Annotated in this window: 26 protein-coding genes and 5 pseudogenes; 19 read left to right on the top strand and 12 right to left on the bottom strand. The window is 62.3% G+C overall.

All coding sequences use genetic code 11. The features are described from left to right. Window positions 1-20: 20 nt before the first annotated feature. The 3 genes from K2O51_RS32035 to K2O51_RS32025 all read left to right on the top strand — a co-directional run bounded on the left by K2O51_RS32035 (window position 21) and on the right by K2O51_RS32025 (window position 2415). A complete protein-coding gene (locus K2O51_RS32035; RefSeq protein ID WP_140953131.1) occupies window positions 21-344 on the top strand; it encodes a 2Fe-2S iron-sulfur cluster-binding protein in 324 nt (107 codons plus the stop codon). A 3-nt stretch (window positions 345-347) separates the two neighbouring features. Continuing rightward, window positions 348-1598 carry an NAD(P)/FAD-dependent oxidoreductase gene (locus K2O51_RS32030; protein WP_220632166.1) on the top strand — a complete coding sequence of 417 codons (1251 nt, stop codon included), beginning with the start codon at window positions 348-350 and terminating at the stop codon, window positions 1596-1598. A gap of 91 nt (window positions 1599-1689) precedes the next feature. Next, window positions 1690-2415 carry a GntR family transcriptional regulator gene (locus tag K2O51_RS32025; protein WP_140953129.1) on the top strand — a complete coding sequence of 242 codons (726 nt, stop codon included), beginning with the start codon at window positions 1690-1692 and terminating at the stop codon, window positions 2413-2415. A 62-nt stretch (window positions 2416-2477) separates the two neighbouring features. On the opposite strand, the gene K2O51_RS32020 is transcribed toward K2O51_RS32025, so the two are convergent. Both K2O51_RS32020 and K2O51_RS32015 read right to left on the bottom strand, forming a co-directional pair. Then, the gene (locus K2O51_RS32020) at window positions 2478-4220 is read right to left on the bottom strand and encodes an amidohydrolase (protein WP_219916632.1); all 1743 of its coding nucleotides are present in this window, start codon (window positions 4218-4220) and stop codon (window positions 2478-2480) included. A gap of 52 nt (window positions 4221-4272) precedes the next feature. Beyond that, window positions 4273-5187, bottom strand: coding sequence for an oxygenase MpaB family protein (locus tag K2O51_RS32015; RefSeq protein ID WP_220632165.1), 915 nt, complete (start codon window positions 5185-5187; stop codon window positions 4273-4275). Between the two features lie 204 nt (window positions 5188-5391). On the opposite strand from K2O51_RS32015, the gene K2O51_RS32010 reads away from it, so the two are divergent. Beyond that, window positions 5392-5541, top strand: coding sequence for a hypothetical protein (locus K2O51_RS32010; protein WP_220632164.1), 150 nt, complete (start codon window positions 5392-5394; stop codon window positions 5539-5541). A 163-nt stretch (window positions 5542-5704) separates the two neighbouring features. Continuing rightward, on the top strand, window positions 5705-6097 hold the full coding sequence (locus tag K2O51_RS32005; protein ID WP_140953127.1) for a phage integrase family protein: 393 nt from the start codon (window positions 5705-5707) through the stop codon (window positions 6095-6097). Window positions 6098-6123: 26 nt separating this feature from the next. Here the strand turns inward: K2O51_RS32005 and K2O51_RS35880 are convergent, their stop codons facing one another. Beyond that, a complete protein-coding gene (locus K2O51_RS35880) occupies window positions 6124-6336 on the bottom strand; it encodes a hypothetical protein (RefSeq protein WP_373460978.1) in 213 nt (70 codons plus the stop codon). On the opposite strand from K2O51_RS35880, the pseudogene K2O51_RS32000 reads away from it, so the two are divergent. After that, window positions 6244-6471, top strand: a pseudogene (locus K2O51_RS32000) (transposase); the annotation flags it as partial. The gene K2O51_RS35880 and the pseudogene K2O51_RS32000 sit on opposite strands and share 93 nt — an antisense overlap. Here K2O51_RS32000 and K2O51_RS31995 read toward each other — a convergent pair. Further along, the gene (locus K2O51_RS31995; protein ID WP_245002062.1) at window positions 6440-6712 is read right to left on the bottom strand and encodes an IclR family transcriptional regulator; all 273 of its coding nucleotides are present in this window, start codon (window positions 6710-6712) and stop codon (window positions 6440-6442) included. The pseudogene K2O51_RS32000 and the gene K2O51_RS31995 overlap by 32 nt on opposite strands. Before the next feature lie 1117 nt (window positions 6713-7829). Here K2O51_RS31995 and K2O51_RS31990 point away from each other — a divergent pair. The 4 genes and pseudogenes from K2O51_RS31990 to K2O51_RS35875 all read left to right on the top strand — a co-directional run. Beyond that, on the top strand, window positions 7830-8072 hold the full coding sequence (locus K2O51_RS31990) for an antitoxin (protein WP_220632163.1): 243 nt from the start codon (window positions 7830-7832) through the stop codon (window positions 8070-8072). After that, window positions 8069-8470: a type II toxin-antitoxin system VapC family toxin gene (locus K2O51_RS31985; protein ID WP_220632162.1), complete on the top strand. Its 402-nt coding sequence runs from the start codon at window positions 8069-8071 to the stop codon at window positions 8468-8470. Before K2O51_RS31990 ends, K2O51_RS31985 begins: the two co-directional genes overlap by 4 nt. 549 nt (window positions 8471-9019) lie before the next feature. Beyond that, on the top strand, window positions 9020-10708 hold the full coding sequence (locus K2O51_RS31980) for a SulP family inorganic anion transporter (RefSeq protein ID WP_220632290.1): 1689 nt from the start codon (window positions 9020-9022) through the stop codon (window positions 10706-10708). Window positions 10709-11057: 349 nt separating this feature from the next. After that, window positions 11058-11354, top strand: a pseudogene (locus K2O51_RS35875) (ISKra4-like element ISBte2 family transposase); the annotation flags it as partial. A gap of 360 nt (window positions 11355-11714) precedes the next feature. Here K2O51_RS35875 and K2O51_RS31970 read toward each other — a convergent pair. The 6 genes from K2O51_RS31970 to K2O51_RS31950 form a co-directional block, all read right to left on the bottom strand. After that, window positions 11715-12737 carry a tripartite tricarboxylate transporter substrate binding protein gene (locus tag K2O51_RS31970; RefSeq protein ID WP_220632160.1) on the bottom strand — a complete coding sequence of 341 codons (1023 nt, stop codon included), beginning with the start codon at window positions 12735-12737 and terminating at the stop codon, window positions 11715-11717. Between the two features lie 115 nt (window positions 12738-12852). Continuing rightward, window positions 12853-13644 carry a TauD/TfdA dioxygenase family protein gene (locus K2O51_RS31965; protein ID WP_245002019.1) on the bottom strand — a complete coding sequence of 264 codons (792 nt, stop codon included), beginning with the start codon at window positions 13642-13644 and terminating at the stop codon, window positions 12853-12855. A 127-nt stretch (window positions 13645-13771) separates the two neighbouring features. Further along, complete coding sequence (locus K2O51_RS31960; protein ID WP_220632159.1) at window positions 13772-14584, bottom strand: Crp/Fnr family transcriptional regulator; 813 nt, start codon at window positions 14582-14584, stop codon at window positions 13772-13774. Window positions 14585-15630: 1046 nt separating this feature from the next. Further along, window positions 15631-16053: an IclR family transcriptional regulator gene (locus K2O51_RS35870; protein WP_425333017.1), complete on the bottom strand. Its 423-nt coding sequence runs from the start codon at window positions 16051-16053 to the stop codon at window positions 15631-15633. Window positions 16054-16131: 78 nt separating this feature from the next. Beyond that, the gene (locus tag K2O51_RS35865) at window positions 16132-16236 is read right to left on the bottom strand and encodes a helix-turn-helix domain-containing protein (RefSeq protein ID WP_425333021.1); all 105 of its coding nucleotides are present in this window, start codon (window positions 16234-16236) and stop codon (window positions 16132-16134) included. Between the two features lie 399 nt (window positions 16237-16635). After that, the gene (locus K2O51_RS31950) at window positions 16636-17211 is read right to left on the bottom strand and encodes a flavin reductase family protein (RefSeq protein ID WP_220632157.1); all 576 of its coding nucleotides are present in this window, start codon (window positions 17209-17211) and stop codon (window positions 16636-16638) included. Between the two features lie 787 nt (window positions 17212-17998). On the opposite strand from K2O51_RS31950, the gene K2O51_RS31945 reads away from it, so the two are divergent. Then, window positions 17999-18271 carry a hypothetical protein gene (locus tag K2O51_RS31945; protein ID WP_220632156.1) on the top strand — a complete coding sequence of 91 codons (273 nt, stop codon included), beginning with the start codon at window positions 17999-18001 and terminating at the stop codon, window positions 18269-18271. A 208-nt stretch (window positions 18272-18479) separates the two neighbouring features. Continuing rightward, window positions 18480-18650, top strand: a pseudogene (locus K2O51_RS35860) (ISL3 family transposase); the annotation flags it as partial. 230 nt (window positions 18651-18880) lie between these two features. On the opposite strand, the pseudogene tnpB reads toward K2O51_RS35860, so the two are convergent. Then, window positions 18881-19009, bottom strand: a pseudogene (tnpB, locus tag K2O51_RS31940) (IS66 family insertion sequence element accessory protein TnpB); the annotation flags it as partial. 103 nt (window positions 19010-19112) lie between these two features. Next, window positions 19113-19751 (bottom strand): DUF2889 domain-containing protein, encoded by a 639-nt coding sequence (locus K2O51_RS31935; RefSeq protein WP_220632155.1) that lies wholly within the window; start codon window positions 19749-19751, stop codon window positions 19113-19115. Window positions 19752-20182: 431 nt separating this feature from the next. On the opposite strand from K2O51_RS31935, the gene K2O51_RS31930 reads away from it, so the two are divergent. The 7 genes and pseudogenes from K2O51_RS31930 to K2O51_RS31910 all read left to right on the top strand — a co-directional run bounded on the left by K2O51_RS31930 (window position 20183) and on the right by K2O51_RS31910 (window position 24974). Beyond that, window positions 20183-22045 (top strand): FUSC family protein, encoded by a 1863-nt coding sequence (locus K2O51_RS31930; RefSeq protein WP_220632154.1) that lies wholly within the window; start codon window positions 20183-20185, stop codon window positions 22043-22045. After that, window positions 22042-22248, top strand: a complete 207-nt coding sequence (locus tag K2O51_RS31925; protein WP_220632153.1) for a DUF1656 domain-containing protein — start codon at window positions 22042-22044, stop codon at window positions 22246-22248. The genes K2O51_RS31930 and K2O51_RS31925 overlap by 4 nt, the downstream gene beginning before the upstream one ends. A 12-nt stretch (window positions 22249-22260) precedes the next feature. Then, window positions 22261-22503 carry an HlyD family secretion protein gene (locus tag K2O51_RS35700; RefSeq protein WP_342394117.1) on the top strand — a complete coding sequence of 81 codons (243 nt, stop codon included), beginning with the start codon at window positions 22261-22263 and terminating at the stop codon, window positions 22501-22503. After that, on the top strand, window positions 22496-23341 hold the full coding sequence (locus tag K2O51_RS35695; RefSeq protein ID WP_342394116.1) for an HlyD family secretion protein: 846 nt from the start codon (window positions 22496-22498) through the stop codon (window positions 23339-23341). The genes K2O51_RS35700 and K2O51_RS35695 overlap by 8 nt, the downstream gene beginning before the upstream one ends. After that, window positions 23238-23861 (top strand): annotated as a pseudogene (locus tag K2O51_RS35855) (TolC family protein); the annotation flags it as partial. The gene K2O51_RS35695 and the pseudogene K2O51_RS35855, both read left to right, overlap by 104 nt. A gap of 191 nt (window positions 23862-24052) precedes the next feature. Next, on the top strand, window positions 24053-24628 hold the full coding sequence (locus K2O51_RS35350; protein ID WP_245002018.1) for a TolC family protein: 576 nt from the start codon (window positions 24053-24055) through the stop codon (window positions 24626-24628). Between the two features lie 52 nt (window positions 24629-24680). Then, a complete protein-coding gene (locus K2O51_RS31910) occupies window positions 24681-24974 on the top strand; it encodes a MarR family winged helix-turn-helix transcriptional regulator (RefSeq protein ID WP_220632152.1) in 294 nt (97 codons plus the stop codon). Window positions 24975-25048: the final 74 nt, after the last annotated feature.

The raw sequence follows: 25048 nt of genomic DNA, 5'->3' as shown, positions 1-25048 counted from the left end.
GCATACGCAGTGAGGATGTCATGCCAACAATTACCTACGTCCTGAAGGACGGCAACGAGAAGACGGTGGCGGCGGCCAATGGTAAGACGCTGATGGAGGTGGCCATCGCCAACAATGTGCGCGGTATCGACGCCGAGTGCGGCGGCTGCTGCTCGTGCGCGACGTGCCATGTCTATGTCGACACGGCTTGGCTCGGCAAGCTCGCGCCGCCCGACGATATGGAAGACGAACTGCTCGAAGGCGTCGCGGCAGACCGCACGCATGCAAGCCGGCTCAGCTGTCAGATCGTCATCAGCGATGCGCTCGACGGCCTCGTGGTGCGTGTGCCCGTGACACAGGGGTGAGCCATGTCTGATCTCGTCATCATCGGCGCGTCGTACGCAGGAACCCAGCTTGCGCTGGCGGCGCGCGCAAATGGCTTCGCGGGCGGCATCACCATGATCGGCGACGAGCCGCACCTGCCGTACCAGCGCCCGCCGCTGTCGAAGGGGTTCCTGCGCAACGAAGTCGATGCGTCGAGCCTGCCGCTGCAGTCGCCCGAGCGCTTCGCCGAGGAGCGGATCGTGCTGCGCACCGGCGTCGCCGCGCACCGCATCGACCGCGAGGCGTGCAGGGTCGAATTGTCAGATGGCAGCGACATCGGCTACGGCCACCTGGCGCTGACCACGGGCGCACGCTGTCGCACCCTGGCGTGCGAGGGCGCCGGGCTTGGCAACGTGCACTATCTGCGCGGGCTTGCCGATGCGTGTGCCATCCGCGACGCGGCCGGCCGTGCCAGGCGCGTGGCCGTCATCGGCGGCGGGTTCATCGGCCTGGAAGCCGCGGCCGCGCTGCGCTCGCTCGGGTGCGAGGTGACCGTCGTCGAAATGCAGGAACGGCTGCTCCAGCGCGCCGTGCCGCCGCTGATCTCCACCTTCCTGATGCAGGCCCACGCGCAGCAGGGTGTGCGGTTACGCCTGTCTTCGCGTGTCGGGCGCCTGCTCGGGCAGGGTACGGTCGAGGCCGTCGAGCTTGAATCGGGCGAAGTGATCGCTGCCGACATGGTCGTGGCTGGACTCGGCGTCGTCCCGAACGTGGAGCTTGCCCAGGCGTGCGGGCTCGCAATCGACAACGGCATCGTGGTCGACCGGTACGCGCGCACCAGCGATCCGGACATCGTCGCGGCCGGCGATTGCGCGTCCTATCCGAATCCCTGGCTCAATGGCTTGGGCGAGGGTGGGGGCGCGGACGCGGGCCGCTGCGTCCGCGTGGAGTCAATCCAGAGCGCCAACGACCTGGCCAGGGTTGCCGGCGCCACCGTATCAGGCCAGACCGTTCCGTACGACGCCGTGCCATGGTTCTGGTCGGATCAATACGGCTACAAGCTCCAGATGGTAGGCACCTCGAACGGCCACGATCATGCCGTGGTGCGCGGCAACGTGGAAAGCGGCAGGTTCACCGCGCTCTACCTGCGCGCCGGCACGCTGATCGGCGCCGATTCGGTCAACCGGCCGGTGGATCATATGGCGGCTCGGCGCCTGATCGCGGCACGGGTGCAGCCCGATCCGGCCGCGCTGCGGGACGAAGCGGTCGCCCTGAAGACGCTGATGCCTGCCTGAACCGGACGCGCTGGTGTACCATACCCTCCATTGCATGCAATGCGTACCGTTTGGTATGCAAGTAGCTTGAAATTCATTTGACGAGGGTGTAATGGAATCCCACCAGACACGGGTTTTGGTGCAGTTGCGTGACCTGATCCTGAAAGGCGAATTCGAGCCGGGGGCGCGGTTGGCGGAGATTCCGCTGGCCGAGAAGCTCGGTGTCTCGCGCACGCCGGTCAGGCTCGCGCTCGCCTCGCTGGAACAGGAAGGGCTGATCGAGCCGTCGCCAAGTAGCGGCTACATGATGCGGCGCTTCACACCGCGCGAAATCCAGGACGCGATCGCTGTGCGAGGGCACCTTGAAGGCATGGCCGCCCGGCTCGTGGCCGAACACGGGCTGTCGCGCCAGCTCTCGCTGGACCTGCAGGATTGCCTGCGCGAGGGAGATCGCGTACTGATCAAGGCCGAGCTCGACTACGACGACTACGTGGCGTACAGCAACATGAACGACCGCTTCCACGCGCTGATCGTCGAGGGCAGCGGCAACAGTGCGCTGGCACGCGCGATCGAGCTTAACAACCGCCTGCCGTTTGCCGCCGCCAGCGCGATGCTGCCGATGCAGTCCGCGGTCGATGAGGGGCAGCAGTGGCTGGTCTATGCGCACCACCAGCACCACAGCCTGTTCGATGCCATGCAGCGCGGCGAGGGCACCCGCGCCCAGGCGCTGGCCACCGAACACGTCAACGTGGCGCGCATGAACCTTGAGACAGCGCTGGACCGTCCGGAGCAGGCATCGCAGGTCATGCCGGCGATGCGGCTGTTCGTGAACGCCTGACGTACCAGGGGCATTCCAACGGGGCTGCATGCACTGCGGCCCCAGCCTTTCGTGCCCGGCGTTCAGTCCGGCACCTGGTAGACGACCTTGTCGTTGACGATGGTCTGGACGGGCTTGATGCCCTTGATCTGCACTTCGGGCACCGTGGTGTAGTCAGCTGACAATACGACCATGTCGGCAAACTTGCCCGGCTCGATCGAGCCCTTGCGGTTCTCTTCGAATGTATAGTACGGGCCTGCATTCGTATAGAGGCGCAGCGCTTCTTCGCGTGTCAGGGCCTGCTCCGCGCCATACACCTTGCCACGCGGATCCTTGCGCGTGACCATGATGTAGAGCCCGATAAACGGGTTGAGCGTGTTCACCTGGTTGTCGGTCCCGGCGGCGGTGCCCGCGATGCCCAGAGTGTCGACCAGCCAGCGCGTCGGCACGGCACGGCTAGCCAGCTCGGTGCCCATGTACTTCTCCACTGTCGCCGCCTTGTCCCACATGAAGACGTTTTGAGCGTCCACTCGCACGCCGAGCGCTTTCGCACGCTGCATCTGTTCCTGCGTCATCAGGCTGCCGTGGATCACGATGAAGCGGTGGTCCCGAATCGGCTTGTCCTTGTCCGCACCGGCATAGGCATCGAGCACAAGATCGACAGCGGCATCGCCGACCGCGTGCGTGCCAACGCGCCAGCCGTAGCGGTTGGCCAGGATCACGCTCTGCCGGTAAGCGTCGGGGTCGAGCGCCAGCGTGCCGTGATTGTGCGGGTCGTCCGCATAGGCATTCCGGATGTACGCCGATTTCAGCGTCATGCCCCCATCCGACACGATCTTGATGCCCGCCGTGCGTACCCAGTCGTTGCCGGTATCGTCCCGGAACTTCGCGGCCTTGAGCGCCTTTTCGAAGTCGACCGCCGTCAGGGCGACTGGCTTCCACATCACGCCGGCGCGGACGGTGGACTGGTGGCGCTCGGCGACAGCAAAGTAGGCGTCGATCTCGGCTTCGGTCAGGGCCGCGTCGATGGTGCTGGTAATGCCGGATTCGTTGTAGACGTGCTGTGCGGCGATGATCTGCGCGATCAGCTGTTCGCGCGTAGGTTTGGGAATCCTGCGCTCGACCAGGTCGATCGCCGTCTCCTCGAGCAGGCCAGTGGCATCGCCATTGGCGTCACGGTATATCTTGCCGCCGACCGGGTCCTTTGTCGTCCGCGTAATGCCCGCAAGCTCGAGCGCGCGGGTATTGGCCATCGCGAAATGGCCGACCGTCTGGACGAACAGCGGATTGGCGGGCGACGCTGCGTCCAGTTCCTTCCGCGTCAGGTAGCGATGCTCGGCGAGCTGCGAGGGCGGGTGCCAGCGCCCGGACAGCACCCATTCGCCAGGCGCGACGTTCTTGCGGCGGATGAAATCGCGGATGATGCGTTGCGCATCGGCGACCGTCTTCGCCTGGATCACCTGCGCGGTCGTCTCGGTGGTGCCTGCGCCGATCATGTGGCTATGGCTGTCCATCAGGCCGGGAATCACGGTACGGCCATGAAGATCGACTACGCGCGTGGCGGGCGACACGTGATGGCGCATCGCTTCCGACGAGCCGACGTCGATGAACTTGCCGTCCTTGACGGCCACCGCCTCCGCGATCGAGAAGCGCTTGTCGACAGTGACGATCTTGCCGTTTACGTAGACGGTATCGGCCGGCGTCGCCGGCGTGGTGGCGCATGCCGCCGCAGCGAGCACTGCGCCGGCGGCAGCCAGTGCGGTCAGCGAAGGCAGCAGGCGGCGTGCGCGGCGCTGGCCGGCGCGCAGAGGTTGGCGTAGATTCATCGATGTCTCCCGTTGGTGGAAAGTGTGAATGCCTTGAAGTGAGTGAAGTGAGTCAAAGGGACACAGCTTCCGCGCATGGCGCCACACGAGCCTGAGCGCGCGCGGCGGCGCTGTTGCGGATGGCCCACCGGAGCAGCACGCAGCCTGCGTGCATGGCCGGCTCGGGGAACCCGCGCACGAGCCGCGTCAGCGGCGGGCCCAGAATGCTGCTGGCCCAGGATGGCAGCAGGCGAATCGCCGCGCCGAGGACGATGCGCATGGTGAGCCGCTCGGACGGGCTGGCATCGGCTTGCATGGCGAGCTGCGAGATCGCGTCGTGCATGCGGGCACTGGCTATCAGCACACCGCGCTGGGCATGCATGTACGCCCGCAGTGCGTCCAGGCTCTCCGGCACGTCGGCCGCGCCGAGCTGCCGCGCCACCGTGGCGGTTTCTGCCAGATAGCGATCCTGGTCCGCCGGCGTCAGCCGCGGGTTCACGTAGCGCAGGTAGGCGCCGAGAAAGCTCGAGACTTCGGCCACGTGCACCCACTTCAGTAGCTCGGGATTGGTGGCGGCATAAGGCCGGCCGTCGGCACTGACGCCGCTGATGCCCTGATGAATCCGGTTGACGTGGCCGATCAGTCCCATGGCATCGCGGGTGCTGCCATAGGTTGTGCCGGCGACAAACTGCGCCGTGCGCGCCAGCCGCCCGCGCATGTCCTGCCGGAATATCGAGTGCTCCAGCACGCCGGCAAGCGCCAGCGGATGGAGCGCCTGCAGGATCAACGCGCGGATGCCGCCAACCATCATCGCCGGAAAATCGTCATGCACCTTCCATGACACGGACGCAGGCCCAAACAGCCCCGGGTCGCCGCGAGGTGTCGAAAGATCGATGGGATAGCCCGTGGACGTGCGCGTCACCGACCAGATCCTGTTCTCGATACGGCGCCGCAACGCTTCCAGTGGTGAATATTGCAGCGATAGCATTGCGTGCGAGCCCTGTCCGTTGCCAGAAAGCCTGGATTCTAGGGGCGCTGCGGTCCGATTTTTCGGGGCGGCCCGACAGAACGATCGTCTCGTGAAAGGAAGCCTTGAGCGGCACAAGGATGTGCGCGGCGTGCTTCCCGGGAGAAAGCGGGTTCCGGCAAATCCGAATGCAAGAACTTCGACGACGGCACGCGCGTGCACCGCATGACCCACTGGAGCCGTGCGGAACTGGCCGCCGCCGCAGCCCAGGGCGGCGAGGCGCACCTGCTGCGTCTCGACCTCGCGCCCATTCTTTGTGACCTACCGTCGCTGGAGGTGTTCGTCGAACGCGAGGCGCTCGACGGCTTTGCCTAAGCCGAGCAGCTGCGGCCTACTAGGAGTTCTACGGCTCGGCCTCGACGCGACAGCTCAGGCGGATGGCACTCATGGGATGGCAGCTCGCCGCCATTCACGTGCTGGAGGTAGGGGGTCGCGGCGCCCGTCGCCCTGAGCGACGGGGTGGAGGCATGGTTCACCGATGCGCTCGCGCAGCGCCCTGCAGGCCGCCGGGGTGCCAACCCTCCATGCGTTTCGCGCCCGCATGGCGGAGCGCCGGACCTGGTGGCGGGACATGCTGGGGATCGGGCCGATCAAGGCGCGCGAGCTGGGGCAGTTCATGTCTGCCCAGTTTGGGCCCGCGCTGCCATGGCCGGTCTCCGCAAGGCTGGCGCCATCGAACGTTTTCGACACGGGGCCATCAGCCGGTGTGGTGTTGGCACTCATGTCGACAGATTGGCCCGCCGTACCCGACGAACTCGGGGTAATGGTTCCAATCGTGCAGAATGTAACGGTGACCGCTCGGAAAGCCGCTTTCAACAAGGATTCCCACCTTTTCTCCAACAGAGACGTCGCCGTCATTGCAAGTCATTGACTCGCAAGGTTTGGGCCCTGACCGTATCAAGCAACACAAAAGGGACGATCACCCCAATGTTGCAGCACCTGCAGGCGAGTGAGGAACGCGTCCATCTGATCGAAGCGTCGATCCAGTCGTTCATGAAGCGATCCGTGCTGTGCAAGAAGATCGCGGAAGTGCCTGGCATTGGTCCGATTACTGCCACTGCCATGGTTGCCGCTGTCGGCGACGCGAAGCAATTCAGGAATGGCCGACATCTGGCGGCGTGGCTGGGCCTGGTGCCACGCCAGCACTCATCGGGCGGTAAGCCTCGTCTGCACGGCATTAGCCGGCGCGGCGACACATACTTGCGGACTTTGCTCATTCACGGGGCGCGGGCGGTCCTTCGCTACGAACGAAAAAGGTTGATCCGCAGAGGCGCATGGTGGAGGTGCTTTCGGCCAAGTCCACCAGCACGACACGATCTCCGCGGGCTTCTCGCCAGAGGGTTGTGGTGATGTCATGGCGTGCTGCCAGCTCCTGCAGGTGCGGGCGCATCATGCGGACATAAGAGGCCTTTTCGAGCGATCCCTTGCCTAATTCAACCACGCCCAGGGCGATGCTATAAGTCTTGGCACCTTCATCAAAGGTCACGAGACGCTCTTGGCGCGGATGTCCTCGGCCCCGCTGTGGCGCCCGGCGGGGCGGGGTGGGTTCAGGGCGGGGTTGTTCGGTCGCATACGGTTGGACGCAAACAAGCATCTCGTTGTTGTGCAAAGATATACAAGAAAAAAATATTGGTATGCAAAGAGGTGGTGGCGGGCAGGATTCCAGGGCGTTCCGCTCCTATGCTGGGAGGAGCGCAGACTCATGCAGCGGGCGCGAGGCGGAAACTCCCCGGAATCCCGCGCCGTACTTGGCCTGTCGCCTTCGGAGGAGATGGTTCCCTCAAGCCTCGCAAGGGCGTTGCGGCGGTGGCGTGGAAGACGCTAATACCGGGAACGCATCCGCTTTTGACCGTCTTCATCTTGGGCCTTTATGGTGCTCGCATAGGGTAAGCCGGTGTTTTCGGCCATGGGTAATGCGTCCATGTCTGCGCGAGCATCACCGTGGGGCCCCCGCAGTTGCGCAACACACAAGGCGGGAGGGCAGTGGGCCCGCGTCTGGCCCGTGACTACCTTGATAATGTCGATTATCAGGTAAGGTTTTTAAGGTAACGTCCAGGCCACTTTGGCCACAATGGCCGCTCACACAACTCAGTTGTCGCCGTCTTTTCAACTAAAGTTGTCACCCCTCACGGGTCGCAGTTGTCCCCCTTGCGGGTCGCCCGACACCCGCTTCAGAGCGACGCGGGGCTCTGTCTATATTGGATTGCGCGGGCCGGAAAGAGCCAGAGCGGCGCCCGGCACCCTCCGGCAACACGTGCGTGTGCAGGTAGCCGCGGGCCGCGTCGGTCAGGTCCCGCGCCTCCTGCCAGAATCCCTGCCGGCGGCGGACGGCGGCCACCAAGCACTGGTCGTCCGCCGCATCCGCGTCGCGATCGGCTCGGATACCACAGCGCGCGGAGGTGGGAAACGGCAACGCGATCTGGACTGGGAGTCGCGCAGCCGGCCGCAGTTGCAGGACCGCGAGCGCCGTGACCGGCATCGCCGCCGCTACGCTGCGGCGGTGCCTGATTCGAGCATGACGCGGACGCGGCGCGCCGCCGTTGAATTCCAGACCGTCGCCCTATAATATATCTATATTTTGTAGATACGCGCGCGGAGGGAAGATGGAGTTCGCCAAGGTTTTCCGACATGGAGGCTCACAGGCGGTGCGGCTGCCCAAGGACTATCGCTTTGACACTGCCGAGGTGCGCATCCGTCGTCACGGCGCCGCGGTGATTCTCGAGCCCGTGCCGCAGGACTGGGCCTGGCTGGCGCCGCTGGTGGGGCCGGTCGATGCCGATTTCGAGTCGGCCGCGGTCGCCCAGCCTGAGGCTCAGGAGCGCCCCGGCCTGGATGTGTTCGAATGAAGTACCTGCTCGATGCCAACGCGGTCATCGCGATGCTCAAGGGGGAGCGCATCATGCTGGAGCGCCTGCGCGCGCACTTGCCAACCGATTTCGGTCTGCCCTCGATCGTGGCGCATGAACTGTACTATGGCGCCTACAAGAGCCAGCGTGCCGTCGCGAACCTGGCCCGCATTGAAGCGCTACAGTTCGAAGTCGTGCCGTTCGATGCCGAGGACGCCCAACACGCCGGCGAGATTCGCGCGCAACTGGCGGCGGCCGGCACCCCGATCGGCCCCTACGACGTGCTGATTGCTGGCCAGGCGAGGGCGCGTAACCTGATTCTGGTGACCCACAACGTACGCGAATTCGCGCGCGTAGCGCAGCTGAACGTCGAAGATTGGCATGCAGGTGGACAGTGAACCGCGGAGCGCCCTTGGCTGGCTTCCTTAGCGAGACGACCGTCGTGAAAAGTAGTAAGTGTGGTCCATCAGGGGCTGAGAACGAAACTATATAAATCAGTAATCGTCGCAATTTGTGTGACGACGGCAAACTCACGTGGAGGACCTTGTCGTCGTTTTTGCCGCCCCACTACCAACCGTTCCTCTTTCTGATTAACGTGGGCGAGCCCGCCAGCCTCGCCGTGGCCACACGAACTCACGTGCCTGCGATCGCGACCGGCCTGGCGGGGCCTGTAGAACAAAGCAGGCCGGTTTAGTTGGCTTCAAACCCGCAGCCGCAGAAGCTCGATATTTGCGCAGGCCAACATTTGGCGCTTGGGGGAGCTTGAGCCGGCTGAGCGCGCGACTTGAGCCCGCATAGCTTATTGTTTCGCCGCCTTACAAGGGAGGAAGGTAACCGTTCTATGCGTGCAGGGTTCCGACGCGCCCTGGGCACATGAGGCTACCATCGATCTGTTGCGCATCTGCAGGACAAGAACAATAGGGCAACTCGTGACCACAACCGATTCGATGCACCCGACAGACAGCGCACGCGGCGGTAGTCCGATGCGCGACGTGATCGCCGGCTGTTCGATTGCCGGCCTCTTACTGCCTGAGGCCGTGGCATATGCCGGCATCGCCAACCTTCCGCCACAGGCGGGTCTGATCGGCTTGCTGATCGGTCTGGTGGTCTACGGCTTGCTGGGGACCAGCCGCTTCGCTGTGGTGTCGGCAACATCGTCTTCGGCCGCCGTGCTGGCCGCCATAACGGTGTCGATGGCAGGTGTCGATCTGGCACAACGGCTGCTGCTGGCAGGCGGACTGGTGATCCTGAGCGGCTTCTTTCTTGTACTGGCTGGCGTTGCCCGGCTCGGTGGCATTACCGAATTCATTGCCAAGCCGGTGCTGCGCGGTTTCACGTTTGGGCTGGCCATCACCATCATCCTGAAGCAGGTGGCGAGCGTGGCGGGCGTGCATCCGGCCCATGGCGATCTGCCGCGATTCACGTACGAGCTGATCCAGGAGTTAGCGGTCTGGAACATGAATGGGCTGATCGCTGCGCTGGTCGTGCTGCTGTTGCTGTTCGCGATGTCGCGCTGGAAGAACGTGCCCGGCCCGCTGGTTGTTATCGTGCTCGGCATTATGCTCGCCCACGGGGTGGATATGCACCACTACGGCATCAGCCAGGTCGGCACGATCGATCTGGCCAACGTCTCGTTCGATATTCCTGACCTGCCTCGCGCGCAGTGGCTGCGGCTTGGCGAGTTGGCGTTTGCGCTGGTCCTGATTTTGTATGCGGAGTCATATGGTTCGATCCGCAGTTTCGCGCTCAAGTATGGTGACAAGACCTCGGCAGATCGGGATCTCGTTGCGCTGGGCGTGGCCAATCTCGGTTCAGGTTTGCTGCACGGCATGCCCGTGGGCGCGGGCTACTCGGCGACTTCCGCCAACGAAGCGGCCGGCGCAAGGTCGCGCCTGGCCGGCTGGTGCGCGGCGGTAGTCGTCGCGGTGATCGTCGCGCTGTTGTTGCCGCAACTAGCCTTGACACCGGAGCCGGTGCTCGCCGCGATTGTGGCCTACGCGGTCAGCCATACACTGCGCCTGAGCGTGTTCCGCCCCTATTGGGCGTGGAGGCGGGACCGGTTACTGGTTGTGGCGGCGTGCGTGGCCGTGCTGCTGCTCGGCGTCCTGGACGGTCTGCTGGCGGGAATCGGCGTGAGTCTGCTGATCACGCTGCGCAATTTCTCGGAGCCGAACGTCAGCCAGCTGGGACGCCTTGGCAGCAGCCACGACTACGTGGATATCACAGCGCACCCCGAAGCCAGGACGCTTCCGGGCGTGTTGATCGTCCGTCCCGAAGCACCGATTTTCTTTGCCAATGTCGAGCGCATCCTTGCGCAGGTGCGGCACCTGGCCGATGCAGGGCCGGGCGCCGTGCATACGTTGATCTTCAGTCTCGAGGAGTCTCCGGACCTCGACGGTTCGACAATCGAGGCGCTGCACGCGTTCGCCGCCGGTGCCACGGCCAGTGGCCGACGCCTGCTGCTGGTGCGATTGAAGCCCCCCGCGCTGGAAGTGCTGTCGCGATCAGCGGACGAAGCACTGCCGCGCGAAGCGCTGCACGAACTCAGCGTGGACGAGTGCGTGCAATCGCTGGGGCACGGTGGTGTCGCAGCCGCGACAAAGGCTCCAGGGCCAGCTGTTGAGGGAAGCCGTTAAAAAGCCCGAGACGCTCTTTGCCAAGGCGTGAAGCAGAGCGTGCAAATCAAGGGAGCCTCAAAGGACGGCCTATTCGGAATGCGCTTGGCACTGGCCTCCGGTGGACTACGCTGATCCGTATCGCAAGGGTGTAAACAGATCATGCGCTTGATCATTGAAGCCAGGTTGGCCGACAAGTGCGGCCAAGACGTTGACCGAGCCCCGACTGTCGCCTTGCCGTCGTGGCCTGACCCTCGGGGAAGGGGAGGGTCATGTCGTATGCAACTACCAATTGGGAGCGTTAAAAACCTTGGGGATTCGAAGGCAGGGCGCCTAGGATTCCGGCAGATCACATCCGCTGGAGATCACGATGAAAATCACCGTTCGCGTTGAGGTCACCACGGATTACGGCGAGTCGGCCACATTTGAGATCTGCGATATTGACCGTCCTTATTGCGAACTCGACCCGCCGAAAATCGGCCTTTCACTAGCTGAAGGGAAAGACGTACTGCACGAGTTGCAAAAAATAGTGGTGGCTATGCAGGCTGAAGAAGTCTGCATGCTTCGGCGATCTTGCACTCGCCGTCACCGCTTCCTCGACCTCAAAGATCGAAGGATTCGCAAGGTAGACACAGTTTTTGATCGTTCCGTACTGGTGACCGCGCGCGATCGCCCAATCATCGATGCCGACGACCCGCGGTCGTGGTTTGCGCTTGCGCTCAGGTACTCTGCGCAATTCCCGCAGCAAGGTCTCGGCACTGGTGTCCAAGCCCAGGGCGTTGGCAAGCCGGGCCGCCGCCTCACCACCGAGGACGTGGCCCAGCGCGTGCAAAGCCCGAGCCTGCGATCGCGTACGACGTTGATACCGACTGGCCAAGGTGTAGATGTTCTCGGCAAACGTAGCAGTTGGCGTTCATACACTGAAGAGACGCACGCCGTTGCCCCGCGGAATGGCGACATCGCTTCGGAATCGTTGACGACTTTCCTTCGTTCTACGGTCCCCGGATCGTCGCCCCCCGAATATGGATCATCTCTCCGGCTGGATGTTTGCCGCTTTGAAGAGCTTCGTCATTGACTCCACCTCTTTGCGAACCTGCGCGGAAACGATATCAGGGGAGCTGGTCGTCTCAACGGAGATATCCATCATTCTGAGTCTGTTCCTAACTAAAGGATCGTTCTGAGCGGACGTCACGGCCGCATTCGCGCGACGAATGATAGGTGCAGGCGTGCCTTTAGGCACCATGATGCCTAGCCATCCGACAAGATTCACCGAGAAATAGTGCATCTCCTGGAGCGTGGGAGTGTGCGGGAGCACCGTGGAACGTCCGGTGCCCACTACGCCGAGGGCCACGAGTTTTCCCTCTTTGATGAGGGGAGCAGCCGTGGCGCTAGGAAGCACGGCAAGGTTCACACGATTCGACAAGAGATCGGCGAGAATAGCTGACCCACCCTTGTAAGACACCGGCTGGATGTCGATGCCAGCCTCGCGCGCGAAAAGGAATGTATTGAGCTGCCCGATAGAACCGCTTCCGACGTGCGCATAGTTAAGCATCCTAGGGTTCGATTTCGCCAGAGCGACCAGTTCGGCAAGGGTATTCACGCCAAGCGAACGTGGGACCAAGACGGCTTGGGAGACATAGCCAATTCGGGAGACGACCTCGAATGCATTAGGCCCGTCGTAGTTCACACGTTTGAGCAACGGGACGTTCGTTAGGCTAGAGGAAGTCGCCAGCAGCCATGTATAGCCATCTGGAGCACTATGTGCCACGGCTCCAGTGCCAATAATCATTTCAGCGCCGGGCCGGTTCTCGACCACGACCGACTGACCAAGCTCCTGAGACAGCTTGGGTGCAAGAACTCTAGCAGCAAGATCGACGACGCCTCCTGCCGTGACAGGAACAATAATCTTGATGGGCCTTCCCGGCCAAGGTTCGGCCGCCGTGGCTGCAGTTGTGGCAAACAGGCAAGTCATTACTGTCGCAAGACACCGGCCGAAGACTGCAACATGTAGCCGCGCAAATACTCGCTTTTGGAATCTGATGCTGTCCATATTCAACTCCCATTCATCTCAGCGGGCTAGTAGCAGCCACGGCGATGAAATCCGTGACCGCTTCCGCGCGCTTACTACTGTAAGCACGATCGGGGTATTGAATCGCCTAAGCGCTTTAGTGAAGTTGCACACCTTGAATTTGCACCCGGTGCATAAGGCGACGGTAGCCGCTATAGTCGTTCAGAGCCTTGTGCCAAGTACACCGATTGTCCCAAAGGGCGATCGTGCCGGCCTGCCAGCGGAGGCGACACTGAAACTCGGGCCGTTGTGCATGCTCGTACAACACCCGAAGCAGACTGTGTGACTCCTCAACCGTCCACCCGGCAATGTGCGTAGTGAGGCCGGGATTGACGAACAGCGCCTTGTTGCCGGAGATGGGGTGGGTAATCACAACGGGATGATCCGCCTCCCTATGATTTGTCTCAGTCGTGCGAATGCGCCCATCGGTGTCCCGGCTACCGTGATAGCCGTCCTTGCTGAAAATATGTCTGGTCGAATGAACTGCCCGGAGGTTGACTAGCGTGCGTTTCAATCCCTCCGACAGACTGTCATACGCAGCATACATATTTGCAAACAAGGTATCTCCTCCCGTCGGCGGCACTTCTTTCGCATACAGCACGCTGCCGAGCGCTGGCGCAACGTCATAGCTGTTGTCGGTATGCCACCTCTCGCCAATATTCTGTTTCTGGTCTGGCTCCTTGAGCACCTGAGCCACCGCTGGATGACCAGGGACGCTAGCGAAGTATGGATTGACCAAAATTTCGCCGAAATTGGAAGCGAAGGAAATCTGTTGTTCGGGAGTGAGGTCTTGGTTACGAAAAAAAATCATTCCGCGAGATCCAAGCAACGCTCGCAGGCAATCGCTTGCGTCGCGAGAAATGGGTTTCGACAGGTCGATGTCGGTCACTTCCTCCCCAATGCTGGGCGTAAGCGAATGGGTATTCAGACATATCGTCGATTTCACAGGGTCCTCCTGGCTGCATCGTGGTTGCGGTGCATGGATTAGAAGGCCTTCTTTCGCGATAGAGTGTCAGCTATCTGACCTTTTTAGGGAAACCGATAGGATCAGGAAGCTGCCCGGCGCGTTGCTCGTGCCCTTCAAGCAGCACGATGGAGCGATAACCCAGCCGTATAAGGCCCTGTGCCGCGAGACGCTTGAGAGTCGGGTTCACATACTGACGAGAGCTGCCCACCATGCTCGCAAGATCTGACTGCGAGATGCGGATTTCCTGGCCGTCGCTTCGCGCGACTCCTTCCCAGACCTTGCTCAAGCGGACTAACGTGGCGTAGAGCCGTTGGTCAAGCCGTTCGCCATATTCCTCGACCATCACGTCGGATAATTCCACGATGCGCCTGGCGAGAAGTTCGGCGAACTCAAGGGCGACCTGACCGTCGCCTCGCATCAATTGACGGAGGTCAGATGCTCCAAAATGTGTGGTACGGCAAGGTCCGGCAGCGGTTACGCTGAAATGGAAAGGCTGCACTCCGATAACAGACGCGATCCCAAGAAGTTCGCCAGGCGCAACTCCGCGACTGAGATGCTCGGTGCCCTTCTCACACGTGCGCCAGATCCTTAGCCGGCCTTCATCGCAAACAACGGCAGATCCAGCGACCTCGCCGGCCCGAAATAGCACATCGCCGTTCTGCCACGAACGGGTAGTGGCAATCTGCGACAGGGCCTGCCTCGTACGGAGGCTCAGCCGCTCCAGCGTAGCCATTCGAAGGCGGCGCATTGCCGGGTGAGTCTTATCGCTTTCTGTTTTGCCGCTTGGCGCTGCCTTCGCTCGGTCCAAGGGAGTGCCAAAATCAGAGCAGTCTCCATTGGTTCCGCGGGAATTTCTCTTCATTTCAACTCCTGCCGCTGCACGGTGCGTCCTGCATGAAGAACAATTTTCTCGTCTCGGTAGTTGGACGCCGATTACCTTCCCTCAGCATAAGCGAAGGCAAGAGAACTGACATCAAAAATCTCCGTGGTCTTCGGATTCACCGCGTATTTTTCTTTATTGATCCATTCCAGAACGTTGGAACAGAAATTCCGTGAATGATCGAAGTGTCGGGCGGAGGGTAATTACGTCATTCCAAACTACCACAACGGCGTCAAAACACGCCTTCATATCGAATCGAACAACCGATTCGGTTTTAGCTGTTTCCCACTGCGCCGCGACGTGTTCCGGACACATCGTAAGGTACTGCCCGACTGCATCAGGGAGGGCATATCAGCACTGTTACTCAAATGAATAGCCTGAGAAGGTAATGTCAATCCAAACTCCGTGAGAGATGAGTACAACACATTATGTACCCCGGAAAGCACGAGTTCTGCCGCACCGAATCCTCCGCTGACACGGTGTAACGCGACAAAATCGGATGGTCAACTCTGGCCACGATTACTGAATTTATGGCGGGAATAATGGACGCAGCACAAAGCTCTGGCCGGGCCAACCGTGGATCGTCAGAAGTGACTAACATGTCAAGGGGATCCCTCCAGGAAATTCTCTTAGCAAGTCTCCAATGTTCCCGTCAATGACGCTGATCGCAACATGCGGGTATTCTCGGTGCAAGTCATTAATTTAAGCGATTGGGCGAAAAACGGCCGGCCATTTCAGAATGAGAATGGGGACGCCCCTTCCTCATTCTGAAATGGGTTCTTAAGCAGCATCCGCGACATGATCGCTGGAGCCAGCTCCGACGACGCTCGATGAGGCGGCACGCGAGTTCAGTCGATGTCGCAGCGGCTTGAAGACTGCTCTCCGGCAAGTATTGACGTACACAGGTACAGGCAGAACCGACCTGAGCACCACGTGACGTGCTTCAGGGCACCGTGGTCACGCCAGCTAGGGCAGTGGCCGCGGCTTGCAACTCCGGCAGCGTCCCGGCCAGAGATGCGGACGGAGAGTCATCGTTCGACGTCGCGAGGACAAGTGATCCAACGGGTGCACCGGACGGCCCGAATGGCACTGCGATGGAATTCACCCTGCCACAACGCGCCGATGCTGATGATATGGCCCTGGCGTTGTCCCGCCCTGACCAGTTCTTCCGCGTGGGATAAGTGCTCGCCGCCCAAGTGGACAAGTCGCGCCCGGTTGCGCCTGCAGACGTCTTGGGCCTCGTGCGGCGGCAGTGCAGCGATGAATGCTACGCCGCTTGACCTAAAAAGCAAAGGCACTCGCTGCCCAATCCGAACCGCCGCTGCCTCGCTTGCTGCCGGCCCAGCGTGTGCGATGCAGACGCAGTCGTCGCCGCTTCGCAGCACCGACAGCACCGTCATTCTCGGAAACTTCCGGGCGAGGCGGTTGACGGTTGATCGAGTCGCGTCCACTACCCCGGCACGACTCGGTACGCTGATACCGAGTTCGAAGTTTAACGGACCGAGCAGGTGGCGTTTGTCGCACGCACGTTACTGCACAAGGCCGTCGCCTATCAAACACTTAAATATCCGATGAACAGTGGCCCGGTCGAGTCCGCAGCGAGCCGCTAGATCATGCAGGGCCCAGCCAGCCATATCCCTTGAGGCAAGCTCCCGCAGGATCAGGACGGCACGTTGGATGCTCTGGGTGCCGCTGCGCATGAGCGTAGTAGTCTCTTCCGATGCGGGACTTGGTTCTGTATTCACGGGGCCTGTGCCCCCTCTAATGTGCACCTGGTAAATGGGTGATCCGGCCGGCGCCCTGGGCACAGGGCGGGATGCGCCGGTGCGATATCGCCTTTCCCGATCGCATACCAGCGGTCGCAGATCAGGTGAATCTGACGTTGCACCGACGCGCGGGTGTTGATGACGGATGCGACCTTGATGCTACCGGATGTCGCCAGCCATGCCGCCCATGCCGCACGGTAGCCGCCGTTGCGGATGCGGCGTTTGGCTTTGCGCGCAACCGTGCATGCGCTGTCCGCGGTCCGAGCGTCAATTCCGCCGATGGAAGCTTCCGTACAGTGGTTCGTTCCCGGGCCTGGATTCAGGACACGTCAACAGCGGCGAGGCGAAGCCGTTCGGTTCATGTGGCATCGTCACCAGGTACTCACCGGCGCCGAAGGCGAGTGGCCGGCGGAACGCATTGGCGAAGCGCTCGATCCTGCCGATGTAGATGACGTGGTCTCCGGCGGGATGGGTCGCCACCTTCCGGCATTCCAACCATGCAGCGGCATCAGGAAGCAGAGGCGCTCCGCGGACGCCGCTAACATAACGCAAGTCGCTGAACTTATCGCCGCCCGAGCGCGCAAAGTGGTCCGAGATGGCGTGTTGGTCATCGGCCAGGATGTTGACCGCAAAATGATCGGTGTCACGAAACGCAGGATGGCTCTGCGACGTAAGCGCTTGGCTCCAGAGGATCAACGGCGGATCCAGCGAGACGGAACTGAAGGAATTGACGGTAACGCCGTACCTGGACCCGGTCTCGTCAATGGTCGTCACGACAGTTACGCCGGTGACAAAGCTGCCCAATGCACTGCGCAACGCACGGGTATCAAAATCTTGTTTCACGGTAGCTATCCAAAGTACGCTGGCCGCACGGCCACGCGGTGTTTCAGGAATTCAGGAGCCAATGCACTGCGGAACGATCATCGCGCCGCTCGGATCGCCACGCCCACACCCGGGCCGATGTCCCCTGCCCGAAGGACTACCTTGCGAGGATTGCGCGACATCCGGCATCTCTGTCTCCTTTGCGGCGCCTCGTATGCCAGATCAGAGATGATCGATGGTGGTAATCGGTCCAAAGCGTAAAGCCCTGGCGCCGACATGCCAATTGGCGTTTTGTGAAGTACCGCTTTCACGGGGATGGAATCAAGACACCGGCAGAGCCGCCGGCAAAAATTGGCACGCCGAAATGTCATAGACTTCGCCGGTGCATGAGTCCCGGAAATTCCCGCGCGAGACTGTGCACCTCTCGCACCACGGGTTCAACCTTGCACAGCTCCTGCACGAACCTCTCGTGGTTAGCGCTCGTGGGCCCCTCGGCTGAGAGGTTCCTCCATCCGACAAGCCATCCAAACACGCACCGGGCTGAAGGAAACGGCATCGTGCGCACGGGTATCTGGACAAGCGATGCCTTGCCTTGTGGAAAGAAGGAGGACCATGCAACTCTGCACGGAGGCACGACTTCCCATATAGGGGTCAAGCCAAAGCGCTGCACCGAGGCATAAATCTCTATTGTCCAAAATACTGGAAAGTCTTTCGAGGATTCAATCTTTTTCCTGTGCGGGATGAAGCCTACATTACAGCCATCGCGGAGCCACCCGCGACCTCCTTTAACAAGTTGGACATCCTAACCATGAAAACGCTCGCCCTCTCTCTGCTTTGCGCAATTGGCCTGTCGGTCGGCGCTACAGCCGTCCAGGCTGCACAACCGGTTTCGGATCTGGCTCGCCCGGACGGCAGCATCGGCCGCAAGTTCGATCCGTACCTGGATGGCACCCGCAGCGTCACCGAGCCGCGCGATGTCTACACGGAAGGTGCACGCAGTGTCATCGTGAAACGCGACGTCTATACCGATGGCGCTCGCAGCGTCACCGAGAAGTATGACGCCTTCACCGAAGGCGCTTGAGTTACCCGTCTAGTCCAACCCGTTCGACGGGTTCGCTCCTTCAGCGCTTCGCTAGCTTCATGAACGCATTAGCAAACCAATCGCGGGGCCTGAGGGGCTGATTTGGGCGCCGCGATCGCCACCAGTACCTCTGCTCTTTCGCTTGGCCACTCCTGATCCGCCGACTGGGTGAGCCCCATGATCAGCGCCTGCGCCCGGCGCGGCGCGTCGATTCGCGCAAAGCTTGCACGCCGACTACCGGCTGTGCGGGCGGCCTTTAGGCTGCCATGGAGCAATGGCCAGACAGAGGGCCATCAACCGGCTCAAGCTCTTCAAGCGCCAAATGTATGACCGCGCGAATATCGATCTTCTGCGGCTGTGGGTGTTAAAGCAGAACTGAATGACCGGCCTGCTTGCACTGCTGGACACGGTAGTCTGATCGCTATCCCACTACACTTCACGGATGGGAAGGAAGCCATCGATCTGGGCGCACATAAAGAATGCGGCACGAACCTTGCTCTCCTGAGGGCGTAAGGCCTTGGCCTGTTGCACCACGGCCTTTCGATGACGATGCGTTTGGCGGTCGGCTGGGTCGCCTAGCCAGATCAGTGCGAGCAGCTGCGGCAGATTGACGTGGCCGCTGAAGGGATCCTCCGATAGTGTCGCCTTGGCACGAGCTGCCAGACCGTTGAAACCGCAGCGCAAATCAGTGGCACTGGCTGCGAGCCACACACGCGTACCAGCAGGTAGGCCGATCATCGGAGTGCCTCGATAAGCTCGTGCAGGCGGGCCGGGCTGACATCGTGCATCACCATCTTGGTCCTGGGCAGATTAAGCGCGACCGTTGCCGTGGCTCCCGACTTTACTTCGAAGCCTTGTCGTAGGATTGGTGGAAGTCCGGGGCCCAGCGCCTGATGACTTCGCCATCGAGCCGCCATCCGATGCACTTGTCCCAGTGTGGCTTGGGCGTTGTTGCCAGCGGGGGATGGACGCAGGGTTCCGGCAAGGCTTCCCATTCCGCGCGGCGGTTTTCTCCTCCGATGGTCTGGTATGCCACTGTACCGAGGCTCATCAGCAGTTCGCGAAGGTGTGTACAGCCACGGACGCCGCCCAGCGTGGTCTCGATCGCCTTGCGCCAGCCTCTCGACATACTGGCGCCGACTAGTCCTTGCAATGACGGGCCCCCTTCATTGCATTCGGGGAATGGCGTGGCAGGGAGTACTACAGCCAAAGCCAGGACGGTATAGGCACTGTCCAGCGTGACACGAACCTGCATGTGGTGCACTGGCACGTCGGAGGGCTGCTCGCCATTTTCCCAACTGGGCCATGCGTCGGTCTTGGCGTCCTTCATTTCACCTTCGATGTCCCATAGTCCATCTTCGCGCCTAAATCCTCGCGTAACGACGGTTCGGGTGTGCAGGTGGTGCCGGGGTGCCGGCGGCTGCAATCCGCAGGTGTCCTTTTCGGCGACGTTGAGGCGGTGGGACGGGACTTCATGCATCGGAACTTTTCGGCGAGCGCGTCGCTGGTTGAATCGGTGGTGGTTGCCAGCGACATCGCTGCCGCTCGCCTCGGACTGGCGAGGGTGGCGGGGCTGGTCATCCGCTATTACAGGTTTCCAGCACCGTACTGCCGCCCTCACTACGATGCTACGTCGGAGGCGCCTTGTAACCCAGTACTGGCACGGCGCTGTTCCGTACATTGGAATGACTGGGCGCTGCCACGGTCATCGCGGCCGAGATCGGCAAGAGGCTGGTGCGTTGCATGACAAGCTGGCGCGACGTTGCCATGCTACAGCGATCGCCAAATAAAGTAATAAATCAATCATTGACAAAGCATCGATATGCCAATAGTCTTTCGATTCGTCGGCGTTGGGCCGATTTGCCTTCGTGATTCGCGGTAGGCGTCCATTGCCGCAGGCAGCAGTTTGCAATGAGAGTATTCGATCCGGACCGGTGGGTGTTCGCCACCAAATTGTTCCTGGCTGGCGTGGTCGCCTACGCGGTCTCCGTGCGCGCCGGTCTGCCGCAAAGCTATTGGTCGGTCGTGACCTGCTGCGTGGTGATGAACCCGATGACCGGCGCGACCCACAGCAAGGCGATCTACCGGTTCTGCGGGACGCTTGGCGCTGGTATCACGTCGTTGCTGCTGGCAAGCGTGTGCGCCAACGTGCCGCTTTTGATGATCTTGCTGGCCGGCATGGTATCGACGCTGGCATTCGCCGCGGCGTTTCTTGACCGCACGCCCAGGGCGTACGGATTGCAACTCTTCGGCATGACGGTCATCCTGGTGGTTGTTGCCGGCGTGGACGCTCCTGCGAACATGTTTGATACGGCTCTCGCGCGTGTCAGCGAAATCGGCGTGGGAATTGCATGCTGCGCATTCGTCGACAGTGTCGTCGCACCGCGCTCCCTGGCGCCGGCGTTGTACGCGCGGCTGCAGTCATGGCTGGACCACGTGGGCGCCTGGATGGACCACGCGATGTCGGGACATGGCGATGACGCGCAGACCTTGGCTGACCGAAGCCGCGTCATCATGGACATCACGGCGATGTCGGCATTGGCCAGCCAGCTTGCTTACGATCCGCAGGTCAGCGCCTGGAAGCGCCAGTGCGTATTCGCGATCCAGGCCGGCCTGCTGCGGCTGGTACCGATGATGTCGGGCCTGGAGGCATCTTGTCGTGCGAGTTCGGGAGATCCCGACAATCATGTAGCCGGGCTGCTCCGGCAAAGCCGTCAGGACCTGGCCGCCGACATCGCAGCGCTGTGGTCGGAGGTGCGGCAAATTCACGCTTGCCTGACAACGGGGGAGCCGATGCCCTCGGCGCTGGTGCAGCGTGTCCGGCAGGCGAGGGCGTTCCCGCTGCCCCCGGATATGGGCCTGGTGGCGCGCGTATCCGGCGGAATCCTGCTGGCCTATACGGCCCTTTGTGGCCTGTGGTGGGCCACGGGATGGTCATATGGTGCGAACGCAGTCCTGATGGGGATGGTGGCGGTCGCGTTTTTCGGCAATCTGGACGAGGCCGGCAAGGCCATCACGACCTTCGCGCGCTTCAGTGCAGCGGCACTGGTGCTCGCGGCGATTGTCAGCTACGGGCTGTTGCCACTGGCAGCGGATTTCCCGGACCTGGTCGTGGCCATGGCGCTATTCCTGCTGCCGATCGGTGCATGGGCAGCGTCCAATCCCATGGCTATCCTCCTGCTCGGTGTAGGGCTGAGCAATACGAACCTGCAGGCGGTGTACACGCCTGCCGAGTTGGGGGTGTTCCTCGACAGTTGCCTCAGTTCGCTACTGGGCATTCTGGTGGCCCAGGCGTGCATCGGCATGGTGCGGCACATGGGATCTGCCCATGCTTTGCAGCGCTTGGCACAAGCGGGCCGCGCCGACTTGCTGCGCCTTGCGCGGCAGAACGGCGCGGGCAATCCGGACGCCTACGCCAACCGTACCCTTGACCGCATTGCCGCTATCGTCAGCCGGCAAGCACCTGCGCGCGCCGCAGACGAGGCGGCGACGCAGCTCGCGGTGCTGCGCGCAGGCGTGGCGATCGCTTCGCTGCGCCATGCGGCCACGTCGCTGACGGGCGACTTTCGCCAGGCCGTGGAATCGCTGATCTCCGCGATTCCCGCCACCCTCGATGGAAAGGGGCGCGTGGACGAACTCCTGCCCTTGATGAATCACGCACTACGCAGGGCCGGCGACGCGTCAAGGCCAGAATGCCGTGAGGCTCTGCGCAGCCTGACGTGGCTGCGTCTTGCGTTGCCGGCGGCGTCGACGGTACTGGAGCTGCAACGATGATGGGCGGCTTCGATATTGCCGGGGTCTTCTTCTCCCCGTTGGTGCTCTGTCTCTTTTCAGGGCTGCTGGCCCGGATCGTCATCTCAAAGGTACTGGAGCGGACAGGGTTCTATCAGCTGGTGTGGAACCGCCCGCTCTTCGACATGGCGCTGCTCATCATCCTGGTCGGCGTGGAGTTTGCGCTGCTTCGGGCTCTGATCTAATCGGACTTCCCAATGAGCTCAAAGGCATTTCCGTATCCGCCGCTCAAGATCGGCGTGACCGTGTTGCTCGCCCTGCTGGCGAGCTGGACGCTGTGGCAACTCTACGCATACCACACCTTCGCACCCCAGACACGCGATGGCCGGTTGCGTGCAGATACCATCCCGCTCGCTGCCGACGTGTCGGGGCGGGTGGAATCCGTCCTAGTCCATGACAACGAGGTCGTCAAGCGTGGCCAGACGCTGTTTCGTGATTGACACCGCGCGCCTGGCCAACGACCTGGCGGAAGCCGATGCGGCCGTGGCGACTGCTCAGGCACAGCTCGCCTCCGCGCAACGCGAGGACAAGCGATACCATACGCTGGCCGACGTAGTGGCGCCACAGGAGGTGGACATCCGTCATTCCGCCGTCGAGGAAGCGCGGGCCCGGCATGCCCAGGCGCTGGCCAGCCGGGAACGTGCGCGCATCAACCTGGAGCGCGCGAAGGTGGTGGCGCCGGTCAACGGCATTGTGACCAACTTCTCGCTGCGGCCCGGCGCCTATGCGACAGCTGGGCAGCCGGTGATGGCGTTGCTCGATCGCGACAGCTTTTATGTCTCCGGCTATTTCGAAGAGACCAAGCTTGCGCGCATGCATGCCGGCATGAGGGCGCAGGTGCGGATCATGGGCGAAGACCGTCCACTGCGCGGCCATGTGGAAGGTGTATCGGCCGGTATTGAAGATCGGGAGCGAACCACTGCGCCCGGCACGCTTCTGGCCAATGTGAATCCGACATTCAGCTGGATTCGACTGGCGGCAGCGCGTGCCGGTGAGGATTGCCCTGGACGACGTGCCGCCCGTGTCACGCTGGTCGCCGGACGTACGGTGACGGTGTCGATCGAGGAGGGCGCTTCCACGATTCGTGAGCAGAAGGCGCCACGCAATGAGGGCCACATACGTGGCGGTGCTCGCAGCAGCATTGTCCGCCTGCACGGCGGTCGGCCCCGACTACATGCCGCCGGCAGGACCAGCGGTGCACACGGATACGTTCGAGGCCGCTGGTTCCGCTGCGCTTTCCGCCGATCCATTGCCGCCCCATTGGTGGCGCCTGTATGACGACGCGCGGCTAGATGCATTGGTGAGGAAGCACTGCATGTCAATACGGACCTGCGAATTGCGCTGGCGAACCTGGAGCGCGCGCGAGCGGAAGTGGACGAAGTGCATGCCGCCTACGGCGTTCAACCAGATGTCGAAGCGGGCGTATCAGTCGGCCAGGCGTCGACATTGGGTATCAGCCGCCCCCGCGGGAACGCATGGCGTGGTCAGCGCCGGGGTGGGCATTGCGTACGAAGTGGATGTGGCGGGCCGAATCCGTCGCACGCTGGAGTCTGCCCAAGCAAGCGCGCGCGCGCGCCAGGCCGCATACGAACTTGCGCAGGTAACCGTTGCAGCCGGTGTGGTCGCTGCGTACACCGACGCCTGTTCAGCCGGCGCGCGCCTGAAGGTGGCGCGAGAGTCGGTGGCATTGCAGCGGCAAAGCTTGACGCTGACTGCCAGGGGAGTGTCAGCAGGCGTCTACTCAAGCCGTGACGCCTCGCGTTCCCAGGCGCTGTTCGCACAGCTTGAAGCAGTGGTCCCGCCACTCGAGGGCGCTCGCCGGACGGCGCTCTACAGCCTTGCGGTCCTCACAGGGCATGCGCCTTCCGACTACCCACAGGTTCTGGCCCAATGCGAGACGATTCCCGCCCTCACGCAGCCGATGCCGGTTGGCAATTCCGCGGGCATGCTCCGGCGGCGGCCGGATCTCCGTCGCGCGGGAGCGGGAGCTTGCAGCTGCGACCGCACGGATTGGCGTCGAGACGGCCGGTCTATATCCCACCATCACGCTGGCGGCAAGTATTGGCACGACGTTCCGCACGGGCGGCGAGCCGTTTCAGCGGCTCCGCGTTCCAATACGGCCTGGGTCCGGTGATCTCCTGGACATTCCCGAACCAGAAAGTGGCGAGGGCCCGCATCGATGAAGCCGGCGCCGCCGCGCGCGCCGCGCTTGCGCAGTTCGACGGGGCCGTGCTCAATGCGCTTCGCGAAACAGAAAGCGCGCTGACGCTATATGTGCGTCATATCGAGGAGAACGACCATTTGCGCCAGGCACGTGATGCCAGCCTGGCCGCCGCGCGGCTGCAGCAACGGCTGGCGGCCGGCGGTACGGTGTCCAGTCTGGAGCGGCTCGATATGGAGCGCGCGCTTGCCATTGCGCAGGGCGCGGTGGCAGCCTCCGACGCCACGCTTGCCAGCGACAGGGTCAGGATATTTCTCGCGCTCGGCGGGGGCTGGGAGAGTGCAGGGATTGATGGCGAAATAATACAAAATTCAATCGTTGATAAGTCACTGAAGCGGCGGTAGGATCGATGCATACTCTTTAACGTATCAACCGGAGCCGTTGGGCGACTCATCCATGGCTGCCATCGAACGCACATTGCATTCCTTCACCGCGGCGATCCAGCCCGCAAAGCGCGCCTGGACGCAGGCCGCTGCAACGGTCATGACGGACGAAAGCCTGACGATGTCCCTGGCCGTGGTGATTGTACTGACCCACCGCCGCTCAGACGTGCACCAGAAAATGTTGGCGGATGAGGTGGGTGTCAACCCGGCCGCGATTGTCCGTCTGCTGGACCAGGGCGAGGCTGCAGGGCTGCTGGACCGACACGATGCACCGACGGACCCGCCGTGTCAAAGTCGTGAAAACTGACCCGCAAGGGGCGGCAGGTTGCCGATCGGCTGGAGACGGTCGCTTCGGCGCTGCGTGTGCAACTGCTCGGCGAT

Source organism: Cupriavidus pinatubonensis (genome assembly GCF_019602855.1).
Taxonomy (GTDB): domain Bacteria; phylum Pseudomonadota; class Gammaproteobacteria; order Burkholderiales; family Burkholderiaceae; genus Cupriavidus; species Cupriavidus pinatubonensis.
The sequence above is the reverse complement of the archived record's forward strand: the minus strand, read 5'-3'. Positions and strand labels throughout refer to the sequence as shown.